The organism is Lysinibacillus sp. CD3-6, from assembly GCF_006351725.2.
GTDB lineage: Bacteria > Bacillota > Bacilli > Bacillales_A > Planococcaceae > Lysinibacillus.
Window position 1 is genome coordinate 1,881,487 of record NZ_CP085880.1, and the last position, 14,189, is coordinate 1,895,675.

16 protein-coding genes are annotated in these 14,189 nt (G+C 35.5%); 10 read left to right on the top strand and 6 right to left on the bottom strand.

The window, feature by feature from the left end:
• Nucleotides 1-34: 34 nt before the first annotated feature.
• On the bottom strand, nt 35-523 hold the full coding sequence (locus tag FH508_RS09035; protein WP_172771005.1) for a hypothetical protein: 489 nt from the start codon (nt 521-523) through the stop codon (nt 35-37).
• Between the two features lie 292 nt (nt 524-815).
• On the opposite strand from FH508_RS09035, the gene FH508_RS09040 reads away from it, so the two are divergent.
• Entirely contained in the window at nt 816-1,514 is a 699-nt protein-coding gene (locus FH508_RS09040; RefSeq protein ID WP_172771006.1) for a nuclease-related domain-containing protein, read from the top strand.
• Between the two features lie 260 nt (nt 1,515-1,774).
• Nucleotides 1,775-2,968, top strand: a complete 1,194-nt coding sequence (locus FH508_RS09045) for an MFS transporter (RefSeq protein WP_172771007.1) — start codon at nt 1,775-1,777, stop codon at nt 2,966-2,968.
• Nucleotides 2,969-3,038: 70 nt separating this feature from the next.
• Here the strand turns inward: FH508_RS09045 and FH508_RS09050 are convergent, their stop codons facing one another.
• The gene (locus tag FH508_RS09050) at nt 3,039-4,283 is read right to left on the bottom strand and encodes a ferredoxin reductase family protein (RefSeq protein WP_172771008.1); all 1,245 of its coding nucleotides are present in this window, start codon (nt 4,281-4,283) and stop codon (nt 3,039-3,041) included.
• A 182-nt stretch (nt 4,284-4,465) separates the two neighbouring features.
• Here FH508_RS09050 and FH508_RS09055 point away from each other — a divergent pair, with 182 nt between their 5' ends.
• Nucleotides 4,466-4,954: a metal-dependent hydrolase gene (locus tag FH508_RS09055; RefSeq protein ID WP_172771009.1), complete on the top strand. Its 489-nt coding sequence runs from the start codon at nt 4,466-4,468 to the stop codon at nt 4,952-4,954.
• A 98-nt stretch (nt 4,955-5,052) separates the two neighbouring features.
• On the opposite strand, the gene FH508_RS09060 is transcribed toward FH508_RS09055, so the two are convergent.
• Nucleotides 5,053-5,874 carry a squalene/phytoene synthase family protein gene (locus FH508_RS09060; protein WP_172771010.1) on the bottom strand — a complete coding sequence of 274 codons (822 nt, stop codon included), beginning with the start codon at nt 5,872-5,874 and terminating at the stop codon, nt 5,053-5,055.
• A gap of 267 nt (nt 5,875-6,141) precedes the next feature.
• On the opposite strand from FH508_RS09060, the gene FH508_RS09065 reads away from it, so the two are divergent.
• From FH508_RS09065 to FH508_RS09085, 5 genes are all read left to right on the top strand, one after another.
• Nucleotides 6,142-6,876, top strand: a complete 735-nt coding sequence (locus FH508_RS09065) for an SDR family NAD(P)-dependent oxidoreductase (RefSeq protein WP_172771011.1) — start codon at nt 6,142-6,144, stop codon at nt 6,874-6,876.
• Between the two features lie 436 nt (nt 6,877-7,312).
• The gene (coaW, locus tag FH508_RS09070) at nt 7,313-8,149 is read left to right on the top strand and encodes a type II pantothenate kinase (RefSeq protein WP_172771012.1); all 837 of its coding nucleotides are present in this window, start codon (nt 7,313-7,315) and stop codon (nt 8,147-8,149) included.
• A 204-nt stretch (nt 8,150-8,353) separates the two neighbouring features.
• Entirely contained in the window at nt 8,354-8,578 is a 225-nt protein-coding gene (locus FH508_RS09075) for a hypothetical protein (protein ID WP_172771013.1), read from the top strand.
• A 17-nt stretch (nt 8,579-8,595) separates the two neighbouring features.
• Nucleotides 8,596-8,736: a hypothetical protein gene (locus tag FH508_RS09080; RefSeq protein ID WP_172771014.1), complete on the top strand. Its 141-nt coding sequence runs from the start codon at nt 8,596-8,598 to the stop codon at nt 8,734-8,736.
• A gap of 169 nt (nt 8,737-8,905) precedes the next feature.
• Nucleotides 8,906-9,229, top strand: a complete 324-nt coding sequence (locus tag FH508_RS09085; RefSeq protein WP_172771015.1) for a DUF3889 domain-containing protein — start codon at nt 8,906-8,908, stop codon at nt 9,227-9,229.
• A gap of 29 nt (nt 9,230-9,258) precedes the next feature.
• Here the strand turns inward: FH508_RS09085 and FH508_RS09090 are convergent, their stop codons facing one another.
• Complete coding sequence (locus FH508_RS09090) at nt 9,259-9,813, bottom strand: DJ-1/PfpI family protein (RefSeq protein ID WP_172771016.1); 555 nt, start codon at nt 9,811-9,813, stop codon at nt 9,259-9,261.
• 261 nt (nt 9,814-10,074) lie between these two features.
• On the opposite strand from FH508_RS09090, the gene FH508_RS09095 reads away from it, so the two are divergent.
• The gene (locus FH508_RS09095) at nt 10,075-10,473 is read left to right on the top strand and encodes a MarR family winged helix-turn-helix transcriptional regulator (RefSeq protein ID WP_172771017.1); all 399 of its coding nucleotides are present in this window, start codon (nt 10,075-10,077) and stop codon (nt 10,471-10,473) included.
• 5 nt (nt 10,474-10,478) lie between these two features.
• The gene (locus FH508_RS09100; protein WP_370635717.1) at nt 10,479-11,669 is read left to right on the top strand and encodes an MFS transporter; all 1,191 of its coding nucleotides are present in this window, start codon (nt 10,479-10,481) and stop codon (nt 11,667-11,669) included.
• Nucleotides 11,670-11,880: 211 nt separating this feature from the next.
• Here FH508_RS09100 and FH508_RS09105 read toward each other — a convergent pair whose 3' ends face one another.
• Entirely contained in the window at nt 11,881-12,507 is a 627-nt protein-coding gene (locus FH508_RS09105) for a C40 family peptidase (RefSeq protein ID WP_172771018.1), read from the bottom strand.
• A gap of 193 nt (nt 12,508-12,700) precedes the next feature.
• Complete coding sequence (gene hmpA / locus FH508_RS09110; RefSeq protein WP_172771019.1) at nt 12,701-13,909, bottom strand: NO-inducible flavohemoprotein; 1,209 nt, start codon at nt 13,907-13,909, stop codon at nt 12,701-12,703.
• Nucleotides 13,910-14,189 lie beyond the last annotated feature (280 nt).

Here is a 14,189-nt window from a genome sequence, read left to right on the forward strand (position 1 = left end):
GAAAGAGGAATTATAGGTTTATTAATAGGGTCGCCTATACGATGAATGGACGTTTCATACGCATTAAGCCGTAAATGGCAAAGAATAAGCCACAAGTAATAAGTGATAAAATCATATAGAGAACAGCTTTTCCTGTCTCTCCCGTCCAACGGTATAAGAGACGATAGGTATAATAAATCCAATAGCAAAACATAGCAAGAGATGCGATTATACCAACTACAGGGACAAAGGAAACGATAAATAGACCTGCATAAATTAAGGTTGTTTTTTTAGCAGCTGCACGAATTGTTGCATCGTCATCACCATTAGCAGTTAGAAGAAATAAACTGTAAATATTTATAATTGGAATCCACGCGATATAAGCAATGTCGCTAAAGCCATTTGTTTTAGATGCCATAAAATAAATTAGTGCATTCACAATATAGCCAATAATTAAAAATACAAAAAATATTAAAAAGAACACAACCATAAAGCCACCAAAGACTGCATCATAATCACTATAATACGGATCATAATAATTCAACAAAAAACCTCCCCTTCAACAGATTTAATAATTAACTTAGGATGCAAAATCCAAGTCATTTCTCAAAAAATTTTTAGTAATATTCCAAGATGAATACACTAAATATTTCAGAGAACATTAAATCACTTTATGAAATCGTCGAGTTTTTCATGCTATGTAAATAATAAATACGCGTTTTTTAGAAAATATTGGTATAATTGTGTAATGAATGATTTGTGCTTTGACTTCGTGAACTAATTGAGGGACTTAAAAAATAAAGACTAAAAAACTTATTATGAGGAGGGAAGAATTTGTGTACATTATTTTCTTACTAATAGTCATTTTAATGGTCATATCAATTATTTATTTTAAGCAAAAAAACTATCGAGTAAGCATTTACTATGCACTAACGAAATACAGCCTGTTTAACGTAATATTTGATAAAGGAAAGTATGGAGAGTATTTAACATCACGTATAATAGAAAAGTATGCTTTAAAAAGCCATAAGCAATTATTTAATGTGTATATTCAAAAAAAGAATTCAAATGATTGGACGGAAGTGGACTTACTTTATATAGATCGGACTGGTTTATACGTAATAGAGTCTAAAAACTATAGCGGTTGGATTTTTGGCAATGAAAATCAAAGCCAGTGGACACAAACAATGCCTAATAATAAAAAATTTAAATTTTACAATCCAATACGTCAAAATGCTACCCACATGAGAGCAATTCAAAATTTTTTAGGACTACCAGATGATGCTTTACATTCCGTTATTGTTTTTAGTGAGCGTTGTCAGTTAAAGAAAATTGAGGTACAGTCTGAAAATGTACATGTGTTAAAGCGAGACAATGTAAGGCATTTTATAGAAACCCGCAATCAATCAGGTAAGCCAATTTTCACACAAAGTGATATTGAAGCCATTTATACGAAACTACTACCACAAATGCACGTAACAGAGGTGGTAAAAGCGAAACACCTTCAAACTATTCAACAGAAATATAAAAATTAGTACTGATTTTTTGATAATAAAAAGGCATAAGCTTTTCAACAGAATTACAAATACATACAAAAATTAAGATAAATCTAATTCCCCCAAGATTTATTTGTTAGTGAAAAGGAGGCAAGTTTGCATGTGTAGTCCAATTTAAAATCCCCCATTTTAATGATTTTTATTTCGTGAAAAATGGGGGAGGCAAGTATACATGAACAGTCCAATTTAAAAATCACCCATTTCAATTAAGCTAACTTTTTGAAAATGGGGGATTGTTTATGAAATTGGGTAGAAACTTTTCATTATTATTAATCGGTCAATCACTGGCAAATATAGGTGATGTTTTATATATAGTGAGCATTATCCATTTAATTTACATTATAACGGAATCGGCTATTGCAGCCTCCTTTGTACCATTTACAATTGCTTCGTCAATGTTTGTATCAAGTATTTTGACGCCGCTTTTGTTTGAAAAGGTGAATTTAAAATGGTTAATGGCAGGTTCTCAAATAGGAAAGACATGTTTATTATTTTTATTAGGGCTACTGTTGTATGTAACAACAGCAACTAATTTTTACTTGATGTTTATTGTCATAAGTATGATTGCATTTCTCGATGGCTGTGCGAATCCAATAAGACAGACATTGGTTCCGCATTATGTACAAGAAGAACAATTGTTGAAGGCAAATGGCATTGATGAAGCGGTAACGCAATTTATTCAAACAGTTATGTGGTTCGTAGGCAGCCTTTTTTTACTTTTTCTAAGTTCCCAACAAGTAGTTTGGGTAGTAGGCTGTTTGTTTATAATAGCCAGTATGGTCTTATGTTTGTTAGAAAATGTTGATCATCAATCATTTACCCAACAAGGGAAACTAACACAAATTATAAAAGGCTGGAAATTACTTTGGCATACTCCAGTGTTAAGAAGGGTTGTTTGGATCGATTTTCTTGAGTCAATCGCTGGTACAGTTTGGATTGCTGCGATTATATTGGTATTTGTCACAGATGCTTTACAAGTTGACGAGCAATGGTGGGGCTTTTTGAATGGCACATTTTTTGTAGGGTTAATAACAGGAAGCGTTTATTGTGTTAAATATAACGCCTTTATTGAACGGCAATTAGCGCAAGTAATGTTTGTTGGTTCTTTGTGTATGTTTATTGCAACGATTTTGTTTAGCGTAAACACTATTCCAACTATCGCCTTATTCCTAACTTTTTGTGTTGGCGTTTTTGGACAAATAAAAAGCATCCCACAACATACAGTTATTCAAAAAAGTGTTCCAAAAGCAGAACTGTCCTCTGTATTTACCTCTTTAAGTGCTATTTCAACTGGTGCGTTTGGCATTTCTTCTCTCATGATGGGGATTATTGCTGATGTTATAGGGGTAAGAGCAGTGTTTACGATATCAGGTCTATTACTTGCTGTCGTATGTGTCATCATAGTGAAAAATAAGCATTTGTTTAATCGCTAAATGAGGCGAATGAAAACAAACGAAAGAGGCTACCATCCCTACTAATGGATGTAGCCTCTTTTTTTGATTTTTATTTAAATTTAAAGGCTTCATAGTTGATGTCGATAGCGCTATAGTTGGATTTAAAATGCTTGATGAAGTGCTTCACCATTTTCTCAGGTCCACACAAAAAGATGCTCGTATTTACGGGCACTGTATATTGCTTGAAAGTAAGTCTATCCATAGTGGTCGTATCAATAAAATTAACCTTAAAATGTGTATTGTTTTCTGCGTAATTTTGTAAAAAATCTTTATAGATAGCATTATGTGGCCCGTGGAATGTATAAAATAATTCAATTTCTCGATCGGTAGGATGCGCTTGTAAATATGATAAAAAAGGTGTAATACCTATACCACCAGCTATCCATATTTGCTTTTGATGTCCTTTGTCAAAGTTTAGATGACCGTAGGGGCCTTCGATGGCTACTTGTGTACCCACTTGTAATTTTGTATTAACCTCTTTCGTAAAATCGCCAAGTGACTTAATTGTTACAAAAATTTTTTGACCATCTCCACCTGAAATTGAGAAGGGGTGTGGTGCTTTTTCGAAGCCTGTTTGGAATATTTTTATAAAAATATACTGACCAGCTCGATAAGAAAGTTTTTGATCTAAAGTAAATTGTATTTCAACAGCATTCCCACCCTTTTTTTGAATACCTGTTACTTTCCCTGTGTGTTTAAATTGCATATCCTGATACATTGAAAGCATATATAAAGCGGACATTGTCCCTATAGTGGCCGTTATCGCTGTAAAAATGGCTAGTGGTGTTGCTTGAAATAAATTATATTTGCTAGAAAAATAAGCATGGTACAGACCTAAAGCATATGGAATAAGCAATAGACGGTGAATAAACCGCCATTGCTCATATTTCAGAAATTTTGCAAGTAGTGCAATGGCAATTAACACGATAAAGCCATATTGTGCAAGCGTACCAAGTTGCTTTGCTAATTCTCTGAACGAAGTTTCTAACCCATTTTCCCTTTGCGGTAACATACCCTGTAACTGGCTGTGTAAAATTACTAACCCTAACGATAGAATCGCCAAATATTTGTGATATTTGTAGACATGTTCTAAGCCACAAAACCATTGTTCGAGAATCTTACTTCGTGTTGATAATAAAAATACAAGGAAAAACCCTGTAATCGCCAAGCCACCAACAATATGGCTAATCCTATTTAACTCACTGATCGTTTCAATCGGCGTGGCACAATACCAAAGTAATGCACTCCCAATCATAGTAATGAAAATAAATAGCAAACCTTTATATGTTTTCATAGTTACCTCCAGTAGTCATTTTTCTCCGTTCGACCTACTAGATATACACTTGTTTCATATTTTTTTAATTAGCATTAACATCACAAAAAAATAAAACGTATGTTTGGAATGTATGTTCTCTTTTGGAGAATAATATGTTACATTAGGAAAGTGAAATTTCAATACATAGAGAGGAAGTCATTATGCAAGGGAATACACACATCGTTGGAGGCATCACGGCTAGCCTTGCTTTTGCTCAAATTTCAAATGATAATCCATTCGTATTAGTTGGAGCGGGTGTTATCGGTGCTTTACTTCCCGATATTTGCCATGGCGGAAGTAAAATTGGGCGGACATTTCCCATTATCTCAAAAATTGTTAATAAGCTATTTGGACATCGCTCCTTTACACATAGTTTACTGTTTTTGTTTCTTGTAGCAACACTGTTACACACAATAATCCCGTATGAATCGATTATTGTAGGGATTTTACTCGGCATGATAAGTCATATTGTTCTCGATATGGGGACGAAACAAGGGGTGAAGCTATTTTTCCCGATAAACTTGTCAGTGCGCTTGCCATTAACAACAAAAACTGGCGGAAAAGTAGAAAAGGTCGTCTTTACATTGTTATCGGTCCTTGCACTTTATTTCAGTTATGAGCTAATTAATCGGTTCATTAGCGTTATTTGAACAACAAAGCCCTTGTGTGAGTTTTCTCAACACAAGGGCTTTTGAATTTTTATAAATTGTAGTGAATTGTGCGAATTGTTTCGGTGTCAGGCACCGCGTTAATCCGCTTGAACTTCTTCTACTGTTTGCTCTACTTCAGCGCGCGTCATTTTTTCACGGCCATCTTGCATTGCTTTTAATGTTTTATGTGCTAAAGCAAGGGGAAGACGACAGAACAATAAAATCGTACGCTTATTGATTGCCTTCATATATAAATCTGCTTTCGCTAGATTTTCCTCAGCGTAGGCAAACAAATCTTCACGTGTCCAACCGTCTGGCACAAAGCTTACACCACGCTCGTCTAAATCTTCATGCTGATTACGTAAAATATTGACGGCTTGTAGTCCACGACCGTAACCAATTGCTAAGTCGCGATCTGTTTGAACGTCCGCACCCCATGCCCATAACTCTGACAACATTGTCCCAACGAGCCCTGCAACATAGTATGTATAATCATCCAAATCTTCACGTGTATGCACTTGCCAGTTTGCTTTTGCCCATTTGGCCATACCAAATGCCATTTCACTTGTGGATGCTTTGACAATTTCTCGAGAGCCATCTGGACAAAATGTTAACCAATCCGCTAAACGAAGGGAAACTTCGGGTAATTGTTCAGCATATGGAGCTAATAAAGCATTATAGGCTGCTGCATCGAAGTCATTTTTTAATAATTCACTTGTGGCGGAAAGTAAATCGAATTTTACATCATTCGAAAGTTCTTCATGGTCTTCGATTTCGTCAATAGCACGCATCGCTAAATATGCCGCAGCAACTGACATTTTTAAATCATTTTTTAAAAAAGTAATCGGTATATAAAATGTGCGACTCGTTTCTTTTAAAACTTGCATCGCTTCTTTATAAAGTGTTTTTTGATCTTTCACTTCTTTTTCCTCCGTTCAAATAGTCAAGCCTCTATGTATATCGTATCGCAAAAGTGAAGAAAGTGAAAACAGATTGTTCAAATTTCGTACATATTCTTTGAAAACGCTTCATAAATATGATAAAGTTTATTAGTAAACTATTTAAACCTATACAGTTTGATATATAACTGTATCCGTTTTAAAGAGCTAGGCGACTGTTAGTATTTAACTTACATAACAACGCTCAATACGCTTAGGCGAAATAGAAGAGAGAGGAAGTTTTTAAAAATGGGACGTTTAGACAATAAAATCGCAATTATTACAGGTGGCGCATCAGGAATGGGCGCTTCAATGGCAGAACTATTCACTAAAGAAGGCGCTATTGTAATTGCTGCTGATATTAACGAAGAAAATTTAGCTAAAATTTCTGAATTAGAAAATGTAGAAGGTATGAAATTAGATGTTTCTTCTGATGAAAACTGGGCTGAATTTACAAAAGCAGTTGTTGAAAAATATGGTCGTATCGATATTTTAATCAACAATGCAGGTATTTCTTCACAAAAATCTCCACAAGATATTACAGACCAAGATTGGGCTATTATGCACAAAATTAACTCATTTGGTCCTTTCTTAGGTATTAAACACGTTTCTAAATACATGAAAGAAGCTGGAAAAGGCTCAATCGTTAATACATCATCATACACTGCTATTATCGGTTCTGGCTTAAACTCATATACAGCTTCAAAAGGTTCTTTACGCGCAATCGCACGTGCTGCTGCAGCTGAATTAGGTAGATCTAACATTCGTGTAAATACTGTATTCCCTGGAGTAATTGAAACACCAATGACTGCTAACATCGGTCAATTTAAAGAAGCAATGGACATGTTAGTTCGTGCTACTCCAATGGGTCGTCTTGGACAACCAGAAGAAGTTGCAAATGCTATTTTATTCTTAGCATCTGATGAAGCTTCTTACATCACAGGTGGCGAGCTTGTAATTGATGGCGGATACTCTGCACAATAATTTAAGCTTTTTTAAAATTTGTTATATAGAAAAAAGAGTCGACTGTTTTGACAGCGGCTCTTTTTTTACATAAAAAGTAAATATATGTTGGATTTATCTATTAATTATGCTATTTTTCATGTTTTTTTTCATGAAAGTTTGCCAAGTTATTGCACAATCATTTCAACAGCGGTAAAGTTTAGGAAGGGCGAATATTCAATTGCGCCTCGGCTTAATTATCGCTGACGTTTCGCTTTCGCGCAGAACCAGTGTGTCAGGATTTTGAATTGTGCATACACAATAAACTCCTTTCGAAATCCTTGACGATCGCCAGAGGCATGAACTTTAATCAGTTAGCGTTTTAGACACTCACTGAATAAAAGAGTAAACTAGTATTCATCTAACCATCTATTTAGGTAGGAAATTTTTCTACTGAATAAAGTTAAAGGAGAATGGTATGCCAAAGGCTATAGGTATTGATGCAGGCGGCACATTGACGAAGGTTGCCTACTTAGACGAGCACAACGAACTTGTTTTAACAACTTTTCCGTCAAATGATTTGCAGACTGTAATGGAGTGGATTAAAAATAATCCAGATATTGAGGATATTGGAGTTACGGGGGGACGTACAGAACAATTACTTGATGTCATAAAAACAATGAAATCGATTCATTATATAGTAGAATTTGAAGCTACATTGAAGGGTGTTCGTTTTTTACTAAATAAAGAAGGATATTTCTTCGAGCGTAGTATGATTACCAATATTGGAACGGGAACTTCCATTCATTACATGGAAGATAATACACATATTCGTGTTGGTGGTACAGGCGTAGGCGGTGGAACATTGATTGGATTGTCAGCGCTTACAACTGGAATTACGGATTACAATGAAATCCGTGAGATGGCTACTAGAGGTAATCGTGAAGGTGTAGATTTGCTTGTGAAAGATATTTATCAAGGCATGGATACACCAATTGATGGGCATTTGACTGCAAGCAATTTTGGTAAGGTCGGTATTACGGAGGAAGTGAAACATCCTCCAGAGGATATCATTGCGACTGTTCAAGGTCTTGTTGGTGAGGTGATCACGACACTAAGTATTCAATATGCCGAAGAAAAGAATGCACAGCATATCGTTTATATCGGCTCAACGCTTAGTCATAATGACCACTTAGCACATGTCATTGCCAATTATACACGCACGAAAAAGCATACGCCTGTATTTATTAATGACCACGGTTTTTCAGGTGCAGTCGGTGCTTTACTAAATATAACTGAATATACAATTGTCTAAAGGACAAATAAAAATGTACATTACTAATGATGATTGGTGATGTACATTTTTTCTATATAAAACGTAGTAGGCGCAACCTTTTTGTTGATGAATTTTAGTGTTTCTGCCTGTGAATTTTACCATTGTTTCTTCTCCCATTGAAGTTTTCCCCAAAGCATAATTCCTTCTCTCCTGAGCAAATTACAAGTAGGAGGTGAAGATGCTATGGGCAATAGAAATAACAAAAACAGTAAAAAAACAATGAATGCAAGAACCCACAATCCTTTTGGAACATACAAAAGTAAAGATTTAGATGACAGTAATAGTAATAATAACAATCCTAATGATAATCTAAACGAAGAATTCAGTGCGGAATTTGATGCCAAAGCGAAAAATAAAAACAATAAAACGAATCATGATAAAAATCAACAATCGAATAAAAAGAGCTAAATTGGAGGGAGTTAGCAATGGCAAAGAAAAGTAAAACAAGCTTTAAAAAGAAAAAGAAGGAAGATACGCATAAAAGAAATGATCGGGAAGAATATTCGGCAGAATTTAATAAAGTAATTCATAATAACCCGCAACAACCAACAACAAAAAGACATTGAAATATGAGATGCTCCAAAGATAACATCTGGAGCATTTATTTTTTGTAGTTACAGTCAAGCTATACCGATAAATACATAATAAAAGTAATGCCATTTTCTTCAATTATGCTGCGAAACATAATGATTTTTTCTATGTTGTACAAACTATAAAAAGAAAGGAGCTCAAAATATGCGAAAATTACTTGTAGCATTTGGAATTTTGTTAATGTCTCAAGCTGTGCCGCTACACATTTTGGAAACACATGCTGAGGTAACGCCTGCCTATGCGAAGTGGGGAAAGCTTGCTATCGAAAAAACACAATCATCATACCCCAATTCGAAAATTATTGACTACTTGCATGAAGGTAGTGAATCAAATGCCGATGCAACCATTGAGAAATTTAAGCTTTGGTTAAAAGAGGGAGACAAAGAATTCGGTGTCTATGTAAGGATTAAGTATATAACTGAAACACAAAAAGTGTTGGATATTGAGCTTCAAGAAACAGCTAAATAGAGGATGCCAAATTGGCATCCTCTTCCTCTTTAAGCTTCTAATTTTTGAATAAATTCACGCATTAATCCAGGTAAATCAGGCCAAGCATGACCACTAACAAGGTTGCCATCTGTGTGCAGATTTGCTTCGATATACTTACCACCCGCAACTTGCACTTCTGGTTTGCAGGCAATATAAGCTGTGAGTTCACGTCCTTTAAGTACATCTGGAATGGTTGCAAAAATTTGTGCCGCATGGCATACAGCAGCAATAGGTTTATTTGCTTCAAAGAAATGGCTAACAAGCGCTGGCACATGCTCGTTTAATCGAATGTATTCAGGCGCGCGACCACCAGGGATAATTAAGCCATCAAACTTTGTCGGATCAATATCTGCAAAGGCTACCGTCGCTTCTAAGCCATACGCTGGACGCTCAATATAGGTGTCGACACCCTCAACAAAATCATGACAAACCGTTTGTAATTTTTTTACTGACGGTGCGGCAATGGATACGTCATAGCCAGCCTCTAAACAGCGGTAATATGGATAGTAAATCTCCAATGCCTCTACTGCGTCGCCCGCGATAATTAGTATGTTTTTCCCCATGTTCCCATCTCCCTTTTTTAAGTCTAGTAGCTGTATTCGACATTTATTGTAAATTACCTGCTAACACTGAGAAAAGCATTGAAGCACTATTAACCTTTGGAAATCGCCACGAAACGCACGAAAACCACCACGAAAACAGTTGAAAACGCCAAAAATAATCAACCAATCGCTAATAAAAGCGAAAACAACTTACTTTACAACAGAAAAAATGAGGCGTATAGTATTTATTTAGCTAGGTAAACAAATAAGGAGAGTGATTATATGAATCCCGTTTTCCATGCTTTATTTCAAAAAAGTCGCTATTTAACAAATAGTTTGAATGAAGTATTGAAACAGCATCAGTTGTATAGCTCACAATGGACAATTTTATATTGCTTACATACACATGGTCCGATGACTTTGACTCAAATTTGGAAATATTTAAATGTCGAAGCGCCAAGTGTAACGAGAGCTATATCCAGGCTTGAAACGTTAGGCTGGGTGGAACGAATCGATGGAGAAGATAAGCGCGAAAAAATTGTAACTTTATCAGTAATGGCTGAGGAGCGTCTACCGACTATTACGGAAACGATATTAACGTTTGAGGAAGAAATGGTAGGGTCACTCACAGTAGAAGAGCAGACACAATTTATAAATCTATTGCAAAAAATGAAAGGTTGATTGAAGTGCAGCAAGAAGGCAACACACAAATATGGACGAAGCGGTTCATTAGTTTATTTGTAACAAATATATCGGTATTTTTTGTTTTTTATGGTTTGGTAACAACTTTGCCATTGTATGCGATCGGGGAGCTACACCAAACAGATAAAGAAGCTGGGTTACTATTATCAGGTTTCTTATTATCAGCAATTATAGTACGTCCGTTTTCAGGTAAATTACTAGATGTATTCGGCAAGAAAAAGCTTTTAGTCATTGCGATTATAGGTTATTTTTTATGTACGATATTATATTTATTTATTCATCCATTTGGGCTATTACTAGCTTTACGATTTGTACAAGGGATTTTCTTTAGTATTATTACGACAGCTGCAGGTTCTTTAGCGGCAGATATAGTACCTGTAAGTCGCAAAGGAGCAGGGCTAGGCTATTTTACAATGTCCACGAACTTAGCTGTTGTCATCGGTCCATTTATCGGACTACTCCTTATACAATATAGTAGTTTCAATGTATTATTTATCGTAATGAGTATTTGTGTTTTAGCAGGTGGTATTTTAGCTGTAACGATTAATACAGAAGATTTACCGAAACCTGAACATCAAGGAAAACTAACTTTTAAATTCAATGATTTATTTGAACGAAAAGCGTTACCAGTAGCGGCTATTGCCAGCTTAGTAGCATTTGCCTACGCTAGTGTATTATCATTTTTGTCAGTGTACGCGCAGCAAAAGGATCTCATGGCAGTTGCAAGTTTCTTCTATGCCGTGTTTGCGGCAGCTATGCTGATTACACGACCTTATACTGGTAAGCTTTATGATACAAAAGGGCCGCAATTTGTAATTATTCCTGGCATTATTTCGTTTGCCATTGGATTAATTCTCCTTGCAAATGTTTCAGGACCCGCGTTATTCTTATTTTCGGCAGTTTTTGTTGGATTTGGCTACGGCGCTGTAACAACAAGCTTACAAGCATTAGCTGTCCAATCAACAGCACATACACGTAGTGGCTACGCAACGGCAACATACTTTACAATGTTTGACCTTGGTATTGCCCTTGGCTCATATATATTAGGAATGGTTGCAGTGCAAGTAGGGTATGGATCTGTCTATTTAACAGGTGCAGGCGTACTAGCCGTTGTCTTTATCATATATTTACTACGCTTAGCAAAAATAAAATCGAAAAAGGTAGCACATATTTAGTAGGAAAAAATCATGGATAATCCTTGGAATCGCCGATAGCCTCGGGTAAATCGCCGATAGAGACTAGAAAATCGCCGATAGCCCTAGGCATATCGCCGATAAACCAATAAAAAGCGCCCATTACTATTGTAAAGGGCGTTTTTATTTTGGATTTTTTACGTAAATCTATAAAAAAAAACAGTTAGGACATGCCTAACTGCTTCCTTATAAATTATAAACGGCCGTAACCTACAAAATATTTCTTCCAGTAGGTGCTGTTAATGTTAGCAATGCTAACGCCACCGTCACTTGCATTAATCATTTGGTTATTTCCGATATAAATACCCGCATGAGATATTCCGGCTTTATAAGTGTTAGCGAAAAATACTAAATCACCTACTTGCGGTGAACTTACTTTCTTCGCTGCAACATAAAAACCAGCTGCTGATTTACGGCTCGTTGAAATACCAGCATTATTATATACATATGTGATATAACCTGAGCAGTCAAAACCTGTGCTCGGTTTACTGCCTCCAAATGTATATTTTACACCTAATTGCTGTTTAGCAATTTGGATAAGGTTTGCTGGTGTTTTAGAAGGCGTGCTAGGCGCCTTATTAGCCGTGCTATTTAGCGTTAATTTTTGACCAACTCGAATATTTGAAGAAGTTAGGTTATTCCAACTCATCAAAGTTTGATAAGAGATGCCATTTTGAGTGGCAATCTTCCATAGGGAATCCCCAGATTTAACTGTATATGTTGCAGCTGATGCTGTGTCGATTGTTGAAAAAAGTACAGAAGAGCCTAAAGCTAATACTGCTAATTTCATCCCCCACTTATTTCGTTTTTTCTTTTGCATTATATGTATCCTCCTAAAAACATTAAAACGTATTACTTGGTACATTAATGATATTAACATGCTTATATTACAGTTCTATGTCAACAAAATAACATTAAGGATACAATTAAAATAATATTGAAGTAATTTATACAGAGAGTAAGACTTAAGTATCAAAAAACTAGCCTTGCGCATTGCAGGGCTAGTTCTTTTTTTATTTTGTATTTAATTGTAGAGCAGGACCGAAAAATTCATAATGAATTTGACTATCATCGATATTGCATTCATGTAAAGCGTTAATCGTTGTTTCCATAAATGGTGTTGGTCCACAAATGTACACTTGCGTATCTTTTGTTAAAAGAGGGCGAAGTACGTTCGCGTTAATGTACTCATTTTTTTCAGAGTATAACACTTTATGATGTGCATTACTGTCTTTTTTGAATACACTGAATAACTTGCTTAAACCTGTCGGGCCGTTTAATGCGTTCATTTTATTTTGAATGTCTTCATGGAAAGCAAGGACATGTTCATTACGAGCACATTGAATGAATGTAACGTTCTCTTTATTTTGAATCGTTTGTAACATAGCATTTAAAGGTGTTACGCCAATGCCACCACTAATGAATAGTACTGGTGCATTTGTTGCTTCATATGTGAAAACACCTGCTGGCGCACTAACGTCAATCGTTGTGCCTAGTGCAGCATCATGTAAAAAGTTAGATACTTTACCTTTAGGATTGTGCTGGCTTTCACGTTTCACAGAAATACGGAATTCTTGTTCATTACTTGGTTGAGATAAAGTATATTGACGATTTAATAAATACTCTTCACCTGGGGCAGTTACGCGAATTGAAACATATTGTCCTGGTTTATAAGCGGGTACTTTTGAACCGTCTGTTGGCTGTAAGTAGAATGATGTAACGTCATCACTTTCTTTTACAGTGCGAGCAATTTTGAACTGTTTAAATGCACGCCATCCATTATTTTGCTCTGCAGCTTTATATAAATCTTCTTCTACTGAAATAAATATATCTGCAATTACGCCATAAGCTTTACCCCATGCTTCGATAATTTCGTCAGTTGCTGCATCACCTAATACTTCTTTAATTGCTGCAAGTAAATATTGACCTACAATTGGGTAATGCTCAGGTAAAACCCCAAGACTTACATGTTTATGTGCAATTTGCACGACTACTGGTACGATTGGTTCTAAGTTATCGATATGCTGAGCAGCTGCATAAACTGTATTTGCTAAAGCGCCTTGTTGGCGACCTTGAGTTTGGTTTGTGTGATTAAAAATATTTAATAATGAAGGATTATCTTTAAATAAGTTGCTATAGAATGTTTTTGTAATGGCTAAGCCGTGCACCTCTAATACTGGTACTGTTGATTTAATAACGTTAATTGTGTGTTGATCTAACATGTTGAACACGTCCTTTCGTGATTTACTATATTCCTAAAATATCTTTAAAGCAATATATAAAATACATCTTTAACAAAATGGACACAAACATGTATCTATAATACTTCTTTTGTTTGAAATTGCTGAGAAGCTATTGTTATATTATTTTGATATAAATAAAATGAGCGATAGAATATTGGAGTTTATTGCACTTTTTATGTAATTTTAGTGGGAAGTTAATATTGAATACATAATATGAACCGTAAGATTGTAGCGCTTGTCTACAGTTATGATATTTTAA

Coding starts and splice junctions, on each gene's coding strand:
- FH508_RS09045 (WP_172771007.1), top strand. CDS start 1,775: ATGAAATTGGGTAGAAACTTTTCATTATTATTAATCGGTCAATCACTG.
- FH508_RS09050 (WP_172771008.1), bottom strand. CDS start 4,283: ATGAAAACATATAAAGGTTTGCTATTTATTTTCATTACTATGATTGGG.
- FH508_RS09055 (WP_172771009.1), top strand. CDS start 4,466: ATGCAAGGGAATACACACATCGTTGGAGGCATCACGGCTAGCCTTGCT.
- FH508_RS09065 (WP_172771011.1), top strand. CDS start 6,142: ATGGGACGTTTAGACAATAAAATCGCAATTATTACAGGTGGCGCATCA.
- coaW (WP_172771012.1), top strand. CDS start 7,313: ATGCCAAAGGCTATAGGTATTGATGCAGGCGGCACATTGACGAAGGTT.
- FH508_RS09075 (WP_172771013.1), top strand. CDS start 8,354: ATGGGCAATAGAAATAACAAAAACAGTAAAAAAACAATGAATGCAAGA.
- FH508_RS09080 (WP_172771014.1), top strand. CDS start 8,596: ATGGCAAAGAAAAGTAAAACAAGCTTTAAAAAGAAAAAGAAGGAAGAT.
- FH508_RS09085 (WP_172771015.1), top strand. CDS start 8,906: ATGCGAAAATTACTTGTAGCATTTGGAATTTTGTTAATGTCTCAAGCT.
- FH508_RS09090 (WP_172771016.1), bottom strand. CDS start 9,813: ATGGGGAAAAACATACTAATTATCGCGGGCGACGCAGTAGAGGCATTG.
- FH508_RS09095 (WP_172771017.1), top strand. CDS start 10,075: ATGAATCCCGTTTTCCATGCTTTATTTCAAAAAAGTCGCTATTTAACA.
- FH508_RS09105 (WP_172771018.1), bottom strand. CDS start 12,507: ATGCAAAAGAAAAAACGAAATAAGTGGGGGATGAAATTAGCAGTATTA.
- hmpA (WP_172771019.1), bottom strand. CDS start 13,909: ATGTTAGATCAACACACAATTAACGTTATTAAATCAACAGTACCAGTA.